The 19,621-nt window shown below is 68.7% G+C and carries 18 protein-coding genes; 9 read left to right on the plus strand and 9 right to left on the minus strand.

The genetic code is table 11. From position 1 onward, the window contains the following. Nucleotides 1–27 precede the first annotated feature (27 nt). Together BN976_RS10605 and BN976_RS10610 are read right to left on the minus strand one after the other, a co-directional pair. Nucleotides 28–2,685, minus strand: a complete 2,658-nt coding sequence (locus BN976_RS10605) for an AAA family ATPase (RefSeq protein ID WP_011781589.1) — start codon at nt 2,683–2,685, stop codon at nt 28–30. Beyond that, nucleotides 2,682–3,833, minus strand: coding sequence for a metallophosphoesterase family protein (locus tag BN976_RS10610; RefSeq protein WP_036371313.1), 1,152 nt, complete (start codon nt 3,831–3,833; stop codon nt 2,682–2,684). Before BN976_RS10610 ends, BN976_RS10605 begins: the two co-directional genes overlap by 4 nt. A 113-nt stretch (nt 3,834–3,946) precedes the next feature. On the opposite strand from BN976_RS10610, the gene BN976_RS10615 reads away from it, so the two are divergent. Beyond that, on the plus strand, nt 3,947–4,465 hold the full coding sequence (locus tag BN976_RS10615; RefSeq protein ID WP_011781591.1) for a SixA phosphatase family protein: 519 nt from the start codon (nt 3,947–3,949) through the stop codon (nt 4,463–4,465). Between the two features lie 13 nt (nt 4,466–4,478). Here the strand turns inward: BN976_RS10615 and BN976_RS10620 are convergent, their stop codons facing one another. Both BN976_RS10620 and BN976_RS10625 read right to left on the minus strand, forming a co-directional pair. After that, nucleotides 4,479–5,024: a DUF3558 domain-containing protein gene (locus BN976_RS10620; protein WP_011781592.1), complete on the minus strand. Its 546-nt coding sequence runs from the start codon at nt 5,022–5,024 to the stop codon at nt 4,479–4,481. Beyond that, entirely contained in the window at nt 5,021–5,602 is a 582-nt protein-coding gene (locus tag BN976_RS10625; RefSeq protein ID WP_011781593.1) for a DUF3558 domain-containing protein, read from the minus strand. Before BN976_RS10625 ends, BN976_RS10620 begins: the two co-directional genes overlap by 4 nt. 118 nt (nt 5,603–5,720) lie before the next feature. Between BN976_RS10625 and BN976_RS10630 the strand changes: the two genes are divergently transcribed. From BN976_RS10630 to BN976_RS10640, 3 genes are all read left to right on the plus strand, one after another. Next, nucleotides 5,721–7,454, plus strand: a complete 1,734-nt coding sequence (locus BN976_RS10630) for an ABC transporter ATP-binding protein (protein ID WP_049778256.1) — start codon at nt 5,721–5,723, stop codon at nt 7,452–7,454. After that, nucleotides 7,451–9,379, plus strand: a complete 1,929-nt coding sequence (locus tag BN976_RS10635; protein WP_036370637.1) for an ABC transporter ATP-binding protein — start codon at nt 7,451–7,453, stop codon at nt 9,377–9,379. The genes BN976_RS10630 and BN976_RS10635 overlap by 4 nt, the downstream gene beginning before the upstream one ends. Before the next feature lie 157 nt (nt 9,380–9,536). Beyond that, nucleotides 9,537–11,699 carry a molybdopterin-containing oxidoreductase family protein gene (locus tag BN976_RS10640; protein WP_036370639.1) on the plus strand — a complete coding sequence of 721 codons (2,163 nt, stop codon included), beginning with the start codon at nt 9,537–9,539 and terminating at the stop codon, nt 11,697–11,699. On the opposite strand, the gene BN976_RS10645 is transcribed toward BN976_RS10640, so the two are convergent. Both BN976_RS10645 and BN976_RS10650 read right to left on the minus strand, forming a co-directional pair. Continuing rightward, nucleotides 11,696–12,262 (minus strand): ATP-binding transcription factor AbmR, encoded by a 567-nt coding sequence (locus BN976_RS10645; RefSeq protein WP_036370642.1) that lies wholly within the window; start codon nt 12,260–12,262, stop codon nt 11,696–11,698. The two genes, BN976_RS10640 and BN976_RS10645, sit on opposite strands and share 4 nt — an antisense overlap. Before the next feature lie 64 nt (nt 12,263–12,326). Next, entirely contained in the window at nt 12,327–12,530 is a 204-nt protein-coding gene (locus BN976_RS10650; protein WP_036370644.1) for a hypothetical protein, read from the minus strand. 74 nt (nt 12,531–12,604) lie between these two features. Here BN976_RS10650 and BN976_RS10655 point away from each other — a divergent pair, with 74 nt between their 5' ends. Further along, nucleotides 12,605–13,510: an AIM24 family protein gene (locus BN976_RS10655; protein WP_036370646.1), complete on the plus strand. Its 906-nt coding sequence runs from the start codon at nt 12,605–12,607 to the stop codon at nt 13,508–13,510. A gap of 1 nt (nt 13,511) precedes the next feature. Here the strand turns inward: BN976_RS10655 and dtd are convergent, their stop codons facing one another. Both dtd and BN976_RS10665 read right to left on the minus strand, forming a co-directional pair. Next, nucleotides 13,512–13,943 (minus strand): D-aminoacyl-tRNA deacylase, encoded by a 432-nt coding sequence (dtd, locus tag BN976_RS10660; RefSeq protein WP_036370648.1) that lies wholly within the window; start codon nt 13,941–13,943, stop codon nt 13,512–13,514. A 3-nt stretch (nt 13,944–13,946) separates the two neighbouring features. After that, nucleotides 13,947–14,588, minus strand: a complete 642-nt coding sequence (locus tag BN976_RS10665; RefSeq protein ID WP_036370650.1) for a DUF305 domain-containing protein — start codon at nt 14,586–14,588, stop codon at nt 13,947–13,949. An 80-nt stretch (nt 14,589–14,668) separates the two neighbouring features. Between BN976_RS10665 and BN976_RS10670 the strand changes: the two genes are divergently transcribed. The 4 genes from BN976_RS10670 (at nt 14,669) to BN976_RS10680 (ending at nt 17,856) form a co-directional block, all read left to right on the plus strand. Continuing rightward, nucleotides 14,669–14,872, plus strand: coding sequence for a heavy-metal-associated domain-containing protein (locus BN976_RS10670; protein ID WP_011781601.1), 204 nt, complete (start codon nt 14,669–14,671; stop codon nt 14,870–14,872). Next, entirely contained in the window at nt 14,869–15,030 is a 162-nt protein-coding gene (locus tag BN976_RS33775; RefSeq protein WP_158498018.1) for a hypothetical protein, read from the plus strand. Before BN976_RS10670 ends, BN976_RS33775 begins: the two co-directional genes overlap by 4 nt. After that, nucleotides 15,027–17,240 carry a heavy metal translocating P-type ATPase gene (locus BN976_RS10675; RefSeq protein ID WP_011781602.1) on the plus strand — a complete coding sequence of 738 codons (2,214 nt, stop codon included), beginning with the start codon at nt 15,027–15,029 and terminating at the stop codon, nt 17,238–17,240. Before BN976_RS33775 ends, BN976_RS10675 begins: the two co-directional genes overlap by 4 nt. 172 nt (nt 17,241–17,412) lie before the next feature. After that, complete coding sequence (locus BN976_RS10680; RefSeq protein ID WP_036370652.1) at nt 17,413–17,856, plus strand: hypothetical protein; 444 nt, start codon at nt 17,413–17,415, stop codon at nt 17,854–17,856. A gap of 99 nt (nt 17,857–17,955) precedes the next feature. Here BN976_RS10680 and BN976_RS10685 read toward each other — a convergent pair whose 3' ends face one another. Beyond that, nucleotides 17,956–19,545 (minus strand): HNH endonuclease signature motif containing protein, encoded by a 1,590-nt coding sequence (locus tag BN976_RS10685; protein ID WP_036370653.1) that lies wholly within the window; start codon nt 19,543–19,545, stop codon nt 17,956–17,958. Nucleotides 19,546–19,621: the final 76 nt, after the last annotated feature.

Here is a 19,621-nt window from a genome sequence, read left to right on the forward strand (position 1 = left end):
GCACGCGGGGCTCAGGCGCGGCGCAGGCTATCCCGCGATCAGCTCGATGTGCTGGGCGGTTCGCACACCGGCATACCGTTGCGGGCTGCACGTCAGGATGATGACCTGGCCGTCTCCGGCGACCGCGTCGAACACCTCGGCCATCTTCGTCAGCCGTTCGGTGTCGGTGAAGCCGAGCGCGTCGTCGATCACGACCGGCACGCTGTCCTCCTTGGCGACCAGCGCCGCACCCGCCAGCCGCGCGACGATACCCAACTGCTCCTTGGCCCCGCCGGACAACGATTCGTAGGGCACGGTTCGCCCGGACAGGGTGCGGTTGCCGATGCACAGCGAGCTGTCGACGTCCACCTCGAAGCTGTCCCCGAACACGATGCGGCCCAGGCGTTCCACCTCGCCGCGGAACGGGTCGACGTAACGCTGCCGCATCGCGTCGCGGTGCCTGCCCATGACGGACCTGAGCAGCTCGGCGGCCCGCGCCCGGCGCTGCACGCGCACGAACTCGGCCTCGGCGCGGCCACGTTCGGTCTCGGCCGCGTCGAGGCCACCCTTGCGACCCTCGGTTCCGTACACCTTCAGCTGCGCGGCGATCTCGCGCAGCGCCTCGCCGACCTCGTGGTGACGTGCGCCGACCTCGGCGGCGGCGCGCTCTGCGTCGACGAGGGCCGCCGCGACGGCCTCCGGCTCGTGGCCGGCCAACTCCGCGCCGACCCGTGCGACGGCGGCCTCGGCGGCGGCCGCCGCCTCGGCGTCCGCTTCTGCCTTGACGGCCAGCTCGTCATCGCTTGTCGCCGCCCGCTGTTCGGCCAGCCGCGCGCCCGCAGCGGCCAGCTCGGCCTGGGCGGCCTGCAGCTTCTCCAGCAGCCGCGCCGCATGCAACCCCCGCTTGGCGGACAGCTTGGCCGCCTCCTCGGCGACTTTCCGGTGCGTCTCGCAGTCGCGGATGGCCTGCTGATGGGCCGCGGTGGCCTCGACGAGCTCCAACCGCTGCGCCGCAGGATCCAGCGATCCCCTGGTGTCAGTGTCGAAAAGCCCCTCCTCGGCGGGTGTCCGGGCCTGCAGGTCGGCCAGCCGTGCGCGCAGCTGGTCGACGGAGTCGTCGGCGGCCAGCGCCTCAAGGATGGCGCGGATCTGCCGGCCGGCGGCGCTCAGCTCGTGGCGGCGGCGATCGAGTGCGCGCGCCGCCTCGACGTCGTCGACGCCGGCCGCCCGCAGCGCGTCGGCCAGCCGGGCCGCCGCGGTGTCCAGCGCCGCCGCGGTGGCGGCCGCCGAGGCTCCGGGAATCACCTGCACGGACAGCACACCGGGAAGGTCGATGCCGGTGGCTGTCCCGACCGCCGCGGCCCAGGTGTCGCCTGCACGCAATGTCATGTCCGCGTCGCCGATGCGAACCTCGACGTCGGCGGCGGCGGTTACCTCGATGTGGGCCGAGGTCTGCTCGACGGCCGCGGTGGCCCGCTCCACGGCTGCTGCCGCGGTTTCGATGTCGGCCAGCAGCGCGTCGGTGAGCGTGATCGCCGTCAGATCGCGCTGCACCGCCTCGAGTTCGCGCCCGTGCCGCTCGATCGTGGCGATCCGGCCGGTGAGACGATCGGCCTCTTCCCGATCGGCCAGCCGCTGCACCGCGACACGGGCCGCGTCGACACGCTCCTGGCAGGCGGCGAGCGCCGACCGCGCCTTTCCGGCCGCTTCCTCGGCCGCCACCTGCATCTCGTTGGCGGTGTCCAACTCGTCGGCGGCGGTATCGGATTCGGTCTGCAGAGAAGTCACCGTCGCGCTGCGCTCGTCGAGGTCGGCGCGGGCGCGCCGCCGCTGCGCCAGCGCCGCCTTGGAGGCCGCATGCACCGATCGGGCCGCCTCGGCACGCGCCGTCGCCTGGTCGAGCTCACCCTGGAGCACCGCCACCGCCGCAGCGGCGTTCCGGGCGGATTGGAGTCGTTCTGCGGCAGAAGCGGTTTCGACTGCCAACTGCGCCATGTCAGTGGTGAGCGCGGCATGCCTGCGCACCGCTTCGTCGACCTCGGCCATCGCCGCAGCGCAGCGCGCCACCTCCTCGTCGGCGGCGCGCAGCCGTGCGGTGGCGGCCGCCCATTCACCGGTGGCGCGGCCGGTGGAGGTGAAGTACCGCCGGTACTCCTCCTCCACCCGGTCGACCAGCAGGCTCTCGACATTCCCTGCGCCTGTCGCAGAGACGTCGTCGACCTCGCCGGCCACCACGTCGAGCGCGCGGGACAGCGCATTGCACCCGGACAGGTCCGCCGCCGACGTCGGCGCCGACTGCAGCACCCGCTGCGCCTGCCACAGATCCAGGTCGACGGATTCCGCGAGGATGGCCCGCACCCGCTCGTGCGCCTCGTCCCCGGTGAGCTGCTCACGCCGGGGCGTCAGCACCGTCAGCTCCGTCTCGGGGCGCTTGTGGAACCGCTTGCGGTACACGAACCGGTAAGGGCCGGCGGAGATCTCGGCCGTCACCTCCGCACCGACATCGGCATGGGTGGGCTTGACCTGCTTGACCTCTTTCTTGCTGGAGCGGTCCTTGGATTCCAGCAGCAGGTCGAGCGCTTCGAGCATCGAGGACTTGCCCGCCTCGTTGGGGCCGCTGACCACCACCACACCGCGGTCGGGAAACTCGATGTCGCGGTGGGTGATTCCGCGATAGTTGGTCAGAGCCAGCCGGTGCAGCTTCACGCCGCGCCCCCTTCCACCAGGCGCAGCAACAGCGCCAGCGCCGCACGGGCGTCCTCGGCGTCCTCACCGGCGGACCGCGCCGCGACCACCAGCTCGTCGACCGCGGCGGCGGCAAAGCCACCGATCCCCAGGTCGTCGAACTCGCCGTCGGCGGGCATCACGGCGATGTCGGTCTGGTTGTCCCACGGCACCAGCGCGGCGAACAGCCGCGCATAGCGGTCCAGGCAGGCGTCGAGCGCGGCCTTGTCGGTGACCGTCAGCGATCCGGTGAGACCCAGCCGGATGACCGTGCGCTCCTTGTCGGGCATCTGGTCGAGGTTGATGTCGAGGTCGGCCACATCCCGTTTGTCGTCCACGGCGTGGCGCAGCGACATGAACCGCCAGGTGCCGACGCGGTGCGCGTCCACCTGAACCGGCCGACTCGCGTCGGCCTCGTCGATCTCCACGACGAGCACCTGTCCGGGGTCGGGTTCGATGTCGTCGTAGTTGGTGACCTCTGGTGAGCCCGAATACCAGATCCGCCCGGTCGAGCCGACGCTCATCCGGGAGTGCTTGTCCCCCAACGCAACATAGTGGACGGCGCCGCGCGCGATCGCCGCCTCCACACCGGCGAGCGCGATCAGCGACGCCCGGTCCTTGTCGGGTACCAGGATGTCGACGGCGCCGTGGCCGACCACGACGCGCGTCACCGCGGGTGAGGCGTCGAGTCCGTCGAGCACCGCACCGACCAGGTCGGTGGTGGGGGCCTTCGAGGACCAGGGCGCGGCGACCAGCTCCAGCCCCGGCCGGACCTCGTACACGCCGGGCCGGTCGAGCACCACCACGTTGTCGGGCTTCTCGGACCGCAACAGCGCGCTGGTGTACACCGACGACGCGTCGAGCGGGTCGTGGTTTCCGGGCAGCAGATAGACCGGAACCGGGATTGCGCGCATCGCTTCGAGCGCGGTGCTGACCTCACGCGGGGCCAGCTGGTTGTGCTCGAACACGTCCCCGGCCACGACGACGAACTCTGCGCCCACGTCGGCGGCCAGCGGACCCAACGCGGCCACCGCGGCGCGCCGGGACGCCGAATAGCGCGGCTGCGCATCGCCGTTGAGGTAGTGCCGGGTCATCCCGAGCTGCCAGTCAGCTGTGTGCAGAAATCGCATCTCGACCCGCCCCTTCCGCATCGTCGCCGGCTGTATCTCTCATGGCACCGCTACTGTAGGGCCGGCCTCCGACAAGTCCGTGGACGCGCACCGGCATGGCCTACGGTTAATGGATGAGCGACCGACATCGCACGCTTGTCTTGCTCCGCCACGCCAAGTCGGACTATCCGGACGGGGTGGTCGACCACGACCGTCCGCTGGCGCCGCGCGGTGTGCGCGAGGGCGCGCTGGCCGGTGAATGGATCAGAGCGAACGTGGGTGCGGTGGACGCGGTGCTGTGCTCGACGGCGACGCGCACCCGGCAGACGCTGGAGCGCACCGGCATCACCGCGCCGGTGCAGTACGTGGACCGGATCTACGACGCGACGCCCGGCATCGTGATCGAGGAGATCAACGACGTGCAGTCCCGGTTCGGCGAAGTGGTATCCACCCTGCTCGTCATCGGGCACGAGCCGGTGATGTCGGCGCTGGCGCTGAGCCTGGCCGACGAGCCGAGCAGCGACACCCCTGCCTACCAGCAGATCTCGGCGAAGTTCCCGACCTCGGCGGTAGCGGTGCTGCGCACCGCGACACCGTGGGCAAGCCTCGCGCTGCGGGGTGCGGAGTTGGTCGACTTCCACGTCCCCCGCTGAGCGCGCGACCCCGTCAGGCGCGGGTGGCCAGCGTCAACTCCATGAGTTTTATCGCCATCCCGCAGGCATCCATGCCGGGGGTCTGCGGATTCACCCACCAGCCGACGACACCGGCGGCGTCGCTGGCGACCCCGCACGCTCCGTTGGGATCGTTGGGCCGCATCACAAATGACTGGATGCCGGCGACCGACCGGTTCTCGATCTGGTACTCCAGCTGTTCGGCCACGCTGCGCTCGTTGTCGAGGCTGCCGGTCTCGAACCAGAAGCGGGTGATGTCGACCAGCCCGGCCGGGTTGGCGGCCTGCCAGCGGCAGATCGCCCCCACGAACGTGCTCTGGATGTCCAGGGGGTCGGCACCGACCGTCTCGGCGAGGATGTCCTCGGTGAGAACCTCACACTCCTTGAGCAGGTTCGGGTACTTGCGCTCGGAGTTGTCGTTGCGGGGCACGTCGCCGCTGCCGGACTTGGCGGCGGTACCGGCGACCGTCTGGCTGCAGCCGGTCAGCATGACCAGTGATGCGAGCGCGGCGATCGCTCCTGTGAGCACACGTCGGGTCATTTCGAGTTCACAATCGACTGGCGGGTGAGTTCCTTGGCCACCTCGCAGGCGTCCGGGAACGGCGGCTGCGCGTAGCTGATCGACCATTCGATGAAGTCGTCGTTGAACTGGATACCGACCTCGCACAGATTGACGCCGATCTTCGGGTCGGGGTCCTCGTTGATTCCGATGAAGCCGTCGTGGCCCTCGATGTTGATGTCCTCGACGCTGGTGCGCGACAGCTCCATCGTCTTGCGTTCCCGGCCGATCGGGCTGCCGCGGAACCAGGAGAACGAGAAGTGCGGACCCAGGATCGAGCCCCCGGACAGCCACTGGCACCCGACGGACGTCTTGGCGGTGTTCACCAGGCCCGGGACCTCGGTCAGCTGGGCGATCGTCTCGTCGCTGATCCCGCCGCACTCGGGGAAGAACGGTCCGTGCGAAACGCTCTGTTGCGGCGCCTCGGTCGACGGCACCACCGGGCCCGTGGGCTCGGAGTCGGAGCACGCGCCGAGCACCGGGATCATGGCCGCGGCAGCGACGGCCAGGGCCTTCACCGGTCGACGATGTCCGCGGAAGCTGGGGGTCACGCCATGCACTGTAGCGGCAGCCCTGGGGGTCAACCACCGACATGCCGACTGACCAGCCCATTTATCGGATTCTCAGGTGCGCCATCCGAACAGCGGCACCGCCCGCCGGGTGTGCGACAGTAGCGGGATGCTCTGGGGGCTGCTCCGACGGTATGCCTGGCCGTACCGTCGCCTGCTGTCGGTGGTGGCGGCACTGCAGGTGATCAGCACGCTCGCGACGCTGTATCTGCCCACGGTCAACGCCGCGATCATCGATGACGGTGTGACGCAGGGCGACCTCCGGCGCATCGTCGAACTCGGCGCGGTGATGCTCGCCGTGACCGCGCTGCAGGTGGCGTGCGCGGTCGGCGCCGTCTACTTCGGGTCCCGCGCCAGCATGGGGGTGGGCCGCGACCTGCGCTCGACGCTGTTTCACCACATCACCGGCTTCTCGGCCGAGGAGACCGCGCGGTTCGGCGCCCCGTCCCTGCTGACCCGTACCACCAACGACGTGCAGCAGATCCAGTTGCTGGTCCAGCTGACGTGCACGATGCTCATCACCGCCCCGATCATGTGCGTCGGCGGCATCTTCATGGCCGTCCACCAGGACGCCGGCCTGTCCTGGCTGTTGCTCGTCAGCGTGCCGCTGCTGGCGTTGACCAACTACTGGATCGTGTCGCACCTGCTGCCGATCTTCCGGCGGGTCCAGCGTCAGATCGACGGGATCAACCGGGTGATGCGCGAACAGCTCACCGGACTGCGGGTGGTCCGCGCGTTCGCGCGTGAACCGTTCGAGCGCAACCGTTTCGCCGAGGCCAACACGGCGTTGGCGGGCAGCGCGCTGGAAGCCGGCCGCTGGCAGGCGCTGATGCTTCCGGCGACCACGCTGGTGATCAACGTGTCCAGCGTGGCGCTGATCTGGTTCGGCGGGATGCGCATCGACACCGGCCACATGCAGGTCGGCTCGCTGATCGCGTTCCTGTCGTACTTCATGCAGATCCTGGTCGCGGTGTTGATGGCGACGTTCATCCTGGTGATCATCCCGCGCGCTTCGGTGTGCGCGGAGCGGATCACCGAGGTGCTGGCGACCGAACCTGCGATCACCAACTCCCCCGCGGCGGTGTCACCGTCGACCGTCGGCGGCGAGATCCGGTTCGACGGCGCGACATTCAGCTACGCCGGCGCCGACCGGCCCGTGCTGCAGGATGTTTCCTTCACCGCACGCCCGGGCACCACCACAGCGATCGTCGGGTCCACCGGGTCGGGGAAATCCACGCTCGTTTCGCTGGTCTGCCGGCTCTACGACGTCACCGGCGGTGCGGTGAGCGTGGACGGAGTCGACGTGCGCGACTGGGACATCGAGCGACTGTGGGGCGCGATCGGGCTGGTGCCGCAACGCGGTTACCTTTTCGCCGGGACGGTCGCCGACAATCTGCGCTACGGCAAGTCCGATGCGAGTGACGAACAGATGTGGGAGGCACTGCGCGTGGCGTGCGCCGACGACTTCGTCCGCGCGCACCCCGAGGGCCTGTCGATGCGGGTGGCTCAGGGCGGCATGAACTTCTCCGGCGGCCAGCGCCAGCGGTTGGCCATCGCCCGCGCGGTCATCAGCGACCCGGTGATCTACCTTTTCGACGACTCGTTCTCCGCACTCGACGTGCACACCGACGCCCGCGTCCGCGAGCGCCTGCGCGAGGCTTCCGCCGACGCCACCGTGATCATTGTGTCGCAGCGGATTTCGACCGTCGCCGGCGCCGACCTGATCGTGGTCGTCGACGACGGTCGGGTGGTCGGGTCGGGCGTGCACGGCGAGCTCGTGCAGACCTGCGAGACGTACCGGGAGTTCGCCGACTCCCAGTCGGTGTCGGCGGGAGAGCGATGACCGGGCCACTGGCGCGCTCGATGCGGATGGCCGAACCACCCCAGACCCGCTCGCGTGACTTCACGGGGTCGGCGCTGCGGCTCTTCAGAAGGCTCACCCCACAACGGGGAATGACCGTCGCGGTGATGCTGCTCGGCGTCGGCGGCATCGCGATCGGTGTGATCGGCCCTCGCATCCTCGGGCACGCGACCGACCTGCTGTTCAACGGCGTCATCGGCCGTCAACTGCCCGCGGGCCTGACCAAGGAGCAGGCCGTCGAGGCGGCCAGGGCCCGGGGTGACGGCACCTTCGCCGACCTGTTGTCCGGTATGGACGTGGTCCCCGGCCAAGGGGTGGACTTCGGCGCGGTGGGCCGCACCCTGGCGCTGGCGTTGGCCCTGTATCTGGTTGCGGCGCTGATGGTCTGGCTGCAGGCACTGCTGCTCAACATCGTCGTGCAACGGACCATGGTGGCCCTGCGCGCCGACGTCGAGGACAAGGTGCACCGGCTGCCGCTGCGCTACTTCGACTCTCGCCAGCGCGGCGAGGTGCTCAGCCGGGTCACCAACGACGTCGACAATCTCCAGCAGTCGCTGTCGATGTCGATCACCCAGCTGCTGACCTCGGTGCTGACCGTGATCGCGGTGCTGGTGATGATGTTGACGATCTCGCCGCTGCTGACCCTGCTCACCGTGGTCACGGTGCCGCTGTCGCTGTGGGTCACCCGCTCGATCGCCAAGCGCTCCCGCACGCTGTTTGTCGCCCAGTGGACCAACACCGGCAGACTCAACGCCCACATCGAGGAGACCTACAGCGGGTTCACCGTCGTCAAGACATTCGGCCACCGCGCCCACGCCGAGGATCAGTTCCGTCAACTCAACGACGACGTCTACCACGCCAGCTTCGGCGCCCAGTTCCTGTCCGGGCTGGTCTCCCCGGCGACGATCTTCATCGGCAACCTCAGCTATGCCGCGGTCGCGGTGGTGGGTGGCCTGCAGGTGGCGACCGGACAGATCACCCTCGGCAGCATCCAGGCGTTCATCCAGTACGTCCGCCAGTTCAACCAGCCGCTCACCCAGATCGCCGGGATGTACAACACGATGCAGTCCGGGATCGCCAGCGCCGAGCGGGTCTTCGACCTTCTCGACGCCGAGGAGGAGCCGTCGGAGGCTGATCGGCGGCTCGCCGCCGACAGCCCCGCCGTCCTGCCTGCGCGCGACGGCCGGCCGGGCGGCCGTGTGGAGTTCGATCGGGTGTGGTTCGGCTACGAGCACGGAGCACCGGTGATCGAGGATCTCTCGCTGGTCGCCGAACCCGGCACCACGGTCGCGATTGTCGGACCGACCGGCGCGGGCAAGACGACGCTGGTGAATCTGCTGATGCGGTTCTACGACGTCGACTCCGGCCGGATCCTTCTCGACGGCGTGGACATCTCGACGGTGAGCCGCGCCTCGCTGCGCTCGCGCATCGGGATGGTGCTGCAGGACACGTGGCTGTTCGCGGGCACGGTGTACGAGAACATCGCCTACGGGCGGCCTGAGGCCGGACGCGACGAGGTGATCGACGCGGCCAAGGCGGCGTACGTGGACCGCTTCGTGCACACCCTGCCCGACGGGTACGAGACCCGTATCGACGACGGTGGCACGAACATCAGCGCCGGCGAGAAGCAGCTCATCACGATCGCCCGCGCGGTGCTTGCGCAGCCGCAGCTGTTGATCCTCGACGAGGCCACCAGCTCGGTGGACACCCGCACCGAGGTGCTGATCCAGCACGCGATGGGGCGGCTGCGCCGCGAACGCACGAGTTTCATCATCGCGCACCGGCTTTCGACGATCCGTGATGCCGACCTGATTCTGGTGATGCAGGCGGGCAGGATCGTCGAGCGCGGCACCCACGAGGAGCTGCTGGCGCGGGGTGGCGAGTACGCGGCGATGGTCAACCGGTGATGACACGGCGGCGAGCCGCCAATCAGGCACCGCGGCGAGCCGCCGATCAGGCACCGCGGCGAGCCGCCAATCAGGCACCGCGGCGAGCCGCCGATTAGGCACTCTGCTCAATTGAATTCGCCGGACGGCAGCCCGCAGCTCGGGGCACCATGACGCCATGAGCCGGACCGTGCACACGTTCTGCCGGTACTGCCTGGCCGCGTGTGGTGTCGAGGTGACGGTCGAGGGCAACCGCGTGGTGAAGATCTCGGCCGACAAGCAGAACCCGCACAGCTGGCGGGACTTCTGCGCGAAGGGCCGCACCGCGCACCAGGTGGTCGAGCATCCCCGCCGGATCGTCGCCCCGATGAAGCGGGTGGGCGATCGCTACATCGAGACGAGTTGGGACGAGGCGATCGACGACATCGCCGCGCGCCTGAACGCCGCCATCGATGCCGACGGACCGGATGCCGTCGGCGCGTATTACGGCAACCCGGCCGGCTACTCGTCGTCGAACCTGATGTTCATGAACGGCTGGCTCGACGCCGTCGGGACCTTCAACCGGTACGCGGTGGGGTCGGTCGACCAGAACGCCATGCACGTCGTCGCGGAGAAGATGTACGGGTCCGCGTTGCTGGCGCCGGTCTCCGATGTGGACAACTGTGACTTCTTCCTGTTGATAGGTGCGAATCCGGCTGTCAGCGCGTGGAATTGGCTGGAATCGGTGCCTGGCGGGTGGCGCCGCGCCCTGGCCCGACAGCAGCAGGGCGCCACGATCGTCGTCGCCGACCCGCTGCGCACCGAGTCCGCCGGGAAGGCCGATGTGCACGTGGCGGTGCGGCCGGGACAGGACTGGGCGCTGCTGCTCGCCATGATCAAGGTCATCCTGGACGGGGGTCTGGAACATCGCGGCGACTGCAGCGACCTGGCAGTCGGCGTCGACAGGTTGCGCACGCTGGTCGCCGAGGTCGACCTCGACGATCTCGCCATGCGCTGCGATGTTCCGCGCACCCAGATCATCGACGTGGCAACGGCGTTCGCGACATCGCCGCGGGCGATGGTGGTGACGCGGACCGGGGTTTCGCTACATCTCGCCGGTACGGTCGCCGAATGGCTCGGCCATGTCCTCAACGTCATCACCGGCCGGATGGACCGTCCAGGCGGACGACGGTTCGAGCCGGGTTACGTCGACGCGCTGCGACTCGCCGAACTGGCCGGTACGAAACCGCACACCAGCCGGCTGCGCGGACGGCCGCTGGTGGCAGGCGCGCACGCGTTGAGCGAGCTGCCCGACGAGATCACCACCCCCGGCCGCGGGCAGATCCGCGCGCTGATCGTCAACAGCGGTAATCCGGTGATCTCCGGACCCGACGGCGCCAAGCTGGATCACGCACTGTCGCAACTGGATCTGCTGGTGGCGATCGATTTCGTGCAGCGCGAGAGCCACCGCCACGCACACTGGCTGCTGCCCGCCGTGCACTGGCTGGAGCGTGACGACCTGCTCGCATTCACCAGCAGTCTTCACGACGAGCCGTACCTGCACTACGGTGTCCGCGCGGTCGACCCGCCCGCACAGGCCAGGCAGGAGTGGCGCATCTTCGTCGACCTCGCGTTGGCGATGAACCGGCCGCTGTTCGGGGTGCCCGGGCTCAACCGGTTTGTCCGCGCCAGCAGGCGGCTGGCGCGCCTGACGCGCAGGCCCGGCCTCGAGTTCGGGCCACGGTGGGTCGACCGGTTGATTGTGGCCACGGGGCGAAAGGTCAACGGACGCAGGATCAGGTGGCGTGACATCCTGGGTCATCCGCACGGCTGGGTGCTCGGGCCGCGGGAGTTCGGACACTTCCGCGAGGCGTTGCGCACTCCCGACAAATTGGTGCACGTCGCGCCGCCCGAGTTCCTGGCACGCGCGCGCGAGTTGCTCGCCGAACCGGTGCCGCAGCCACCGCCGGGTTACCCGTTCCAGCTTGCCAACCGCCGGAACCGGCATTCGATGAACTCGTGGCTCAACGACCTGCCCGGGCTGCATCCGTCGGGCAAGGGCAGCGAGGTCGTCATCCATCCCGACGACGCGGCGCGACTCGGCATCCGGGACGGCGACCGGGTCAGGGTCTCCTCCCCCGTCGGCGCGGTCGAACTCGGCGCCTCGGTCAGCGACCAGCCGCGGCCCGGTGTGGTGGTCATCGACCACGGCTGGGGATCAAGGGTTTTCGACCCGCGCGGCGGAGCGGACGCGCAGGGCTACGGGGTCAACCGCAACCTGCTCGTCGACGGCGGCCCGGTGGACCCGCTGTCCCAGACCGCGGCGCTGAACTCGAGCTACGTGGCGGTCACCCGGGTCTAGAGCTGCGGCCCCGCCGAGCGCAGGTCATCGACCTCGCGCATGGCCTCGCGCAGCTTGCCGAGCCATTCGTCGGCGTGTTCGCCGACCAGCCGCACCGACCAGACGAGGGCGTCGGAGCGGGACCGGGCAACGCCCGCGTCGACGAGCGTGTCGAGCACCTGCCGCTCCGGTTGCCGCAGCCGGGTCATCACCGGGACCGCCAGGTGGGTGAACAGGATGCGTTCCGTTTGACCGTCGCTGTGGACCTCGACCCCCCACGCCACCTTTCGGCCGTAGCGGGCCTCGGCTTCGTCGGCGATCTGCATGCGCTCCGAGCGCGTCTGTTCACGGAAGCGGGCAGCCCGGCCGGAGGCACGAGCCTCGCTTTCGGGGTTGTCGGCCTCGGGGAGACGACCGATGACGGTGATCTCTTCGCGGTCGACGATGACCTCCGGGTCACCGGCGAACCAGCCCTCGGGCAGGCGACCGGCGAACCAGTCGGCGGCGTCGGCCGCATCGGGTTGATCGGCCTGCTGCCAGCCGCCGGGGCGGCTGGAGCGTCGGCCATGAGGATGATGTCGCATGATTACATGCTTACACCGTTACAAGCCTGACAGGCCGGCGTTCACCCAGGGCTGAACCACCAGCTCAGTTCCGCTTCAGCACCACAGCAGCGCCGCCGGCGACGACCATCACGACCAACAGCACCACCGCCCAGCCCGCGCCCAACAGCCACCAGACGAGTCCGAGTGCGATCAGCGCCGGGGACAATGCGAACAACACCATCGCGGGATGCTGCTTGATGACGGCCAGGGCGCCCTGGGCGCGCTGACGGTCGATTTCCTTGGCCATATCCCCAGAATGCCAGCTGACCCGCGGGGTGACCGCGCATAGGGTTGACCTGACACAACCTCGAGGAGGAGACGGTGACAGGACCCGGACAAGGTAGTTGGCAGCCCGACCCCGAGGGTCGCTTCGACTACCGGTGGCATGACGGACAGCAGTGGACCGACCAGGTGTCCCACCAGGGACAGGTCCACCGGGCACCGTTCGGCGGCGCGCCCACCCCGCAGGCACAGCAACAGGCGCCGCAGCATCAGGCGCCGCAGCATCAAGCGGCGCAGTATCAAGCTCAGCCGGTCCCCGGCGGCGGGGACGGATTCGCCGGTATCAGCGGCGAACTCGTCGACGGACGCTTCAGCGAAAAGGAAGCCAAACCGATCGCGAACCAGAACTCGAAGCTGCTCCGGGTGCGCCTGGGCGAGCCGTTCATGGCCAGGCAGGGCTCGATGGTGGCCTATCAGGGCAATGTCGATTTCGCCTTCGAGGGTGGCGGCGCGTCGAAATTCATCAAGAAGGCGCTCACCGGCGAAGGACTGCCGTTGATGCGCTGCGCCGGCCAGGGCGACGTGTTCCTCGCCGAACGGGCCTACGACGTGCACCTGCTCAACCTGACCAACTCCGGGCTGTCGATCAGCGGCAAGAACGTGTTGGCGTTCTCGTCGAGCCTCGACTGGAACATCGAACGGGTCAAGGGCGGCAGCATGGTCGCCGGCGGGCTGTTCAACACCACATTGCGCGGTACCGGCTGGGTCGCGCTGACGACCGACGGCCCACCGGTGGTGCTCAACGCCGCCGAGGCGCCGACGTTCGCCGACACCAACGCGGTGGTGGCCTGGTCGGCGAACCTGCAGACGCAGCTGAAGACCAGCTTCAAGGCAGGCGCGCTGATCGGTCGCGGCTCGGGTGAGGCGATGCAGGTGTCGTTCTACGGCGAAGGATTCGTGATCGTCCAACCCTCCGAAGGGATTCAGGTCACCACGGCCGGTTAGGTCAGAGCTCGAGCAAGACGGTGACCGGGCCGTCGTTGACGAGCTCAACCCTCATGTCGGCACCGAAGACGCCGGTCTGCACGTCCGCGCCGAGGCGGCCAAGTGCGGCGGCGAACGCGTCGACCAACGGTTCGGCCACCGCGCCGGGCGCCGCGGCGTTCCATGTCGGCCGCCGCCCCTTGGCGGTGTTGCCGTACAGGGTGAACTGGCTGACCACCAGGATCGGCGCGCCGATATCGCCGGCCGACTTCTCGTCGTCGAGAATCCTCAATTGCCAGAGCTTTTCGGCCATCCGCTGGGCCTTGGCGTCGTCGTCGTCGTGCGTCACCCCGACGAACGCGAGCAGCCCCTGACTCTGGGGGCGGATCTCACCGACCGTCTCGCCCGCCACCGTGACGCGCGCCGAGGCCACCCGCTGCACCAGAACGCGCATCGGCTACAGCGACCCGAGTATCTGCTTCATCGCGTCGATCTCACGCTGCTGGGTATCGATGATCTCGTGGGCCAGGTGTACAGCCTCCCGGTCCCGACCGGTGTCGACCTCGGTCTGCGCCATCGTGACCGCGCCCTCGTGGTGGGCGATCATCCCGGTCAGGAACAAGCGAGCGGCCTCGACCCCCTCTGCCCGGCGGAGCTGCTCGAGCTGTTCCTCGGTCATCATGCCCATCGCCGCGTGTGCCGACGGGTCGCCGCCCATACCGTGCCCTTCGTGGCCAGACGGCGCGCCAGTACCCCACTTGGCGAGCCACTGCTGCATCGTCGCGATCTCCGGGCCCTGCGCGGCCTTGATCTGGTTGGCCAACTCGGTCACGCGGGGGTCGATGTCGCGCTTGGCCAGGATGATGTCACTCATCACGATGGCCTGCTCGTGGTGCGGGACCATGTCGCGGGCGAAGGCGATGTCGGCGTCGGTGTGTGCGCCACCGGCCGGCATCGTCTCGTGCTCGGCCTCATGCTGGTGGGTGGTGTGGTCGTGATCGGCCGACTGGGTCCCCACGTCGCTGCATCCGGACAGCAGCAGCGCGAAGGTGGCGCCGACGGCGCCCGCTCCCATCAGCAGACCGCGTTTCGACGACAAGCTCGTGCTCCCTCCAGTCAATTTACATACCCTAGGGGGGTATGCTACAGATAGGTAATGCAGCCGCGAGGAGGAGCCCGATGAGCACCACCATCACCGTCGAGGGTATGAGCTGCGCCGGATGCGCGAATTCGGTGCGCGCCGAGCTCACCCACATCCCCGGTGTTCGCGAGGTCGATGTCGACATCTCCAACGGTACGGTGACGATCGACAGCGACAACCCCGTCGACCCCGCGGCCATCCGCGAAGCGGTCGAAGAGGCCGGCTACACGCTGGCGGGATGACCGACATGGCCGCCCCGGTGAAGATCGCCGCGTTCCTCGCCATGCTCGCCGTGGTGTTCGCGGCGTCGCTGTGGGTCGGCCACGCCCTCGGACCCGCACCCGACGCCGCAGTGCCCGCGACAAGCGAGCCCCATCTCCATGGAGGCGAGCATCAATGAACACCATCGAACTGTCCATCGGGGGAATGACGTGCGCGTCGTGCGCGGCGCGGGTCGAGAAGAAGCTCAACAAACTCGACGGCGTGACCGCCACGGTGAACTTCGCGACCGAGAAGGCCCGCGTGGCCTTCGGCGACGAGGTCTCCCCCGGGCAGCTGGTGTCGGCTGTCGAGTCGGCCGGCTACCAGGCGGAACTGCCGGAGCGCCCGGACGAGCCTGCCGAACCCACCGATGATCCGACCGCGGCGCTGAAGCGGCGATTACTGATCTGCGTGGCGTTGTCGGTGCCGGTGATCGCCATGGCGATGGTCCCGGTGCTGCAGTTCACGTACTGGCAGTGGCTCTCACTGACGCTGGCCGCGCCGGTAGTGGTGTGGGGCGCGTGGCCGTTCCATCAGGCGGCGTGGACAAACCTTCGCCACGGCACCGCCACCATGGACACGCTGATCTCGATCGGCACGCTCGCGGCGCTCGGCTGGTCGATCTACGCGCTGTTCTGGGGCACGGCGGGCATACCGGGGATGACACATCCGTTCGAGCTGACCATCGCCCGCACCGACGGCACCTCCAACATCTACCTCGAAGCGGCCGCCGGCGTGACGACGTTCATTCTGGCCGGACGGTACTTCGAAGCGCGGGCCAAGCGGCGGGCCGGCGCTGCGCTGCGCGCGCTGCTGGAACTGGGCGCCCGCGAAGTGACCGTACGCAGAGGCGGTGCGGAACAACGTATTCCGATCGAGCAGTTGGTGATCGGCGACGAGTTCGTGGTGCGTCCGGGCGAGAAGATCGCCGCAGACGGCACGGTGGTGGAGGGCGCCTCGGCAGTCGACGCGTCGATGCTCACCGGCGAGTCCGTGCCCGAGGAAGTGCAGCCGGGCGATCAGGTTGTCGGTGCGACGGTGAATGTCGACGGCCGGCTGGTGGTTCGCGCCGACCGCGTGGGTTCCGACACGCAGCTGGCGCAGATGGCTCGCATGGTCGAGGACGCGCAGAACGGAAAGGCTCAGGCGCAACGGCTGGCCGACCGGATCTCCGGTGTCTTCGTCCCGATCGTGATCGCGTTGTCGGTGGCCACGCTGGGGTTCTGGATCGGTAGCGGATTCCCTGTCGCGGCGGCGTTCACAGCGGCGGTGGCGGTGTTGATCATCGCCTGCCCCTGCGCGCTGGGCTTGGCCACGCCGACGGCGCTGATGGTCGGGACAGGCCGCGGCGCACAGCTGGGCATCCTGATCAAGGGACCCGAGGTGCTGGAGGACACGCGACGGGTGGACACGGTGATCCTCGACAAGACCGGCACCGTGACCACCGGGAGCATGACGCTGGTCGACGTTTTCGCGGCCGAAGGCGAACAGCCCGACGAGGTCTTGCGGGTCGCCGGCGCAGTGGAGAGTTCGTCGGAGCATCCGATCGCCCGCGCCATCGCCGCGGGCGCACAGGAGAAGTTCGGCGAGTTGCCCGCGGTTACGGCCTTCACCAACCTGCGCGGGCTCGGCGTGTCGGGCCAGGTGGACGGACGCGCGGTGCTACTGGGCCGCCTCCGCCTGCTGGCCGACCGGTCGCACGAAATCCCAAGCGAGCTCGAGGTGGCGGTGGCCCGGGCCGAATCCGACGGCAGGACCGCGGTCGTCGTGGGCTGGGACGGACAGGCCCGTGGCGTGCTGATGGTGGCCGATGCGGTGAAACCGACTTCAGCCGAGGCGATTTCCCTGCTGAAGAGGCTCGGTCTGACGCCGATCATGGTGACCGGCGACAACGAGGCAGTGGCTCGCGCGGTCGCCGCTGAGGTCGGTATCGACGAGGTGATCGCCGGGGTGCTGCCGCAGGACAAGGTCGACACGGTCAAGCGGCTGCAGCGCGACGGCAAGGTGGTGGCGATGGTCGGTGACGGCGTCAACGATGCCGCCGCGCTGGCGCAGGCCGACCTCGGGTTGGCGATGGGCAGCGGTACCGACGTCGCGATCGAAGCCAGCGATCTGACGCTGGTCAGCAACGACCTGCGGGCGGTACCGGACGCGATCCGGCTGTCCCGCAAGACGTTGAGCACGATCAAAGGCAACCTGTTCTGGGCGTTCGCCTACAACGTCGCGGCGCTGCCGCTGGCCGCAGCCGGACTACTCAACCCGATGATCGCCGGCGCTGCAATGGCTTTCAGCTCGGTGTTCGTGGTGAGCAACAGCCTGCGCCTGCGCGCGTTCACGCCGTCGCGCTGACTACGGGGCCGCCTCAGCTGTCGTCGCAGTCAGAGACGCTCAGGGGTCGAGAAACCTCATAGGACGTTCGGCGATCCGGAAGACTCGACGCAACAGTGGTTGCCCGTTAATGAGGTGACGCACGGCGCCGTCCAAGCTAGGTTGACGCTCATCTCGACCTCGGGGGTGGGTGATGGCTAAAGACTCGGATAGCAATTTCGGAGAGCCGCTGTTCGCAGCATTTCCAGAGTGGCGTGCACTCGCTCGGCGAGAAGTGAACGGCTGTGGCGAGGAGATGGTTGTCATCGATGTGAGTGCGCCGGCTGCCGCGGACGTCGGCGAGGGTTTGTGGATCACATGGGGCGACGGGGAAATCACCGTCGGACTCGGCGACTATCACCAGCACTTCGGTGGATGGCCGGGCGAAAACTTCTGGCTCGGCGAGGACGGCGCCCTGGAATTTGTGCAGGGAATCGTCGATGAACGGCTCGCGTTCGCAACGCTGTTCAACGATGACGAGGCTGTCGCCTACACGATGATGGAGACCGGCGAGCTGGGCCGGCCCGTGGTGAGCGACCGTCCCTACAATCGCATGCGGGTGCGCTCGTGGAATGGCACGTTCGACGCAGACCCCTGACGACAAGCCACATCGCCGCGAGTGCTGATCTTGTGCGTGACACGGTATTTGCGTGGCAATTTCGGGTGACCGCGTCCCACGTCACGGGCCCCCCGGGGTTCATGGTCCTTGGCCGTCTTCGGGGAGGTCGTCTTCGGGGAGGTCGTCTTCGGGGAGGTCGTCTTCGGGGAGGCCGTCTTCGGGGAGTAGGTGGCGTTCGGGGTGGTGGTAGCCGTTGACGCGGTGTTGGCCTGTGTCGAGGTCCGGTGGCGGGAGCCATTCGGTCTGATTCTTGCCGTTTTTGCGGGTGCGCCAGCCGGTGTTGTCGAGCATGCGGTGATCGCACGGGCATGCCAGGGTCAGGTCGTCGATGTTGGTCAGTCCGCCGTCGACGAAATCGGCGCTGGCGTGGTGGGCCTGGCACCAGTACCCGGGTGCGGTGCAGCCCGGTCGCGTACACCCGCGGTCGCGGGCGTGCAGCACGATCCGCTGCGCGGCGTTGGCCAACCGTTTGGCCCGGCCCAGGTAGAGGGACTGGCCGCTGTGTTGGTCGTAGACGTACAGGTAGTGGTGGGCCCGGGCGGCCAGCCGGATCAGATCCGGCATCGGCAACAGCGATCCGCCGCCGGTGACCGCCACCCCTGCGCCTTTCTCCAGCTCCTGCAGCGTCGTGGAGACGATCACCGTCACCGGTAACCCGTTGTGGGTGCCCAGTTCTCCGGATTCCAGCAGGCGGCGCCCGACGGCCAGGAAGGCGTCGTGGTTGCGCTGAGCCTGGGTACGGGTATCAGAGCCCCGCCGTTCGGGCTGTGGATCGTGGTCCTCAGCCGGCGCGTCGCCACCATCATCACCTGACGTGTTGCCGTGACCCGCCGTGCTGCTGGGGGCCACGCCATCACCTGACGTCTCGCCGTCACCCGATGCGTCGGCGTGGTCCGAGGTTTCGGTGTCGCGCGGCGTGCCGCCGGATGTGCTGTCCTCGGTGTGTTCAGACTCGGGCAGGTTGGCTCCGGGGGCGGCTTCTTTGGCGAAGATCGCCTGCCAGACGGCCAGAGCTTCGGGGGTCAGGGTGCCCGAGATGGTGGCGGTGCCGTCGGAATGTTGCTTGCTGATCCGGATGCCGCGTTTGCGGGCCCGCTCTTTGTCGCAGGGTTCGGGGCCGTCCTGGTCGATCATCATCATCAACCGCCCCGCTGCCTCGTCGAGTTCCTCGGGCCCGAGTCCGGCGCCCTTGCGGGCCAGCTGCCGATCGGCTTCGGCGCGGGTGTCGACATCGACCCAGGCCGGCAGGTCTTTGTGGAACTTCGCGATGATCGCCACGTGCTCCTCACCAAGCAGGCCCTGGGCCTGCGCAGCAGCAGTGGACTCCCACAACGGCGGCAACGGCGTCCCGGTCAGTCCGCGCCGCGGACCCAGGGTCTTGGCCCGCCTCAACCGTCGGCCCGCGTCAGCACCACTGACCCGCAACGCCGTGATCAGCACCTTTTTCCAGCTGCCCTCACCGAGACGGGCCGGTTCAGTCTCGGCGATCACCGAGGCGATCAACGCCTGTTCGGCCACCGGCAGCCGGCGCAGGTTGCGTTCCAGCCGGGCATCCAGACCCACCCGCTCGGCCGCACTGAGCGCGTCGTAGTCCAACGCCAGGATCGACTCCACGACCGTATCGAGGGCATCGAAAGCCCCCAACACGTCCTCCCGCGAACAACCCATACATCGAACACTAGTTCGAAGATCTGACAGCACCACCCGGAAATGTGACCAAAGAAACCACAGTGACCAAAGAAAT

Source organism: Mycolicibacterium austroafricanum (genome assembly GCF_000612725.1).
GTDB classification, from domain to species: domain Bacteria; phylum Actinomycetota; class Actinomycetes; order Mycobacteriales; family Mycobacteriaceae; genus Mycobacterium; species Mycobacterium austroafricanum.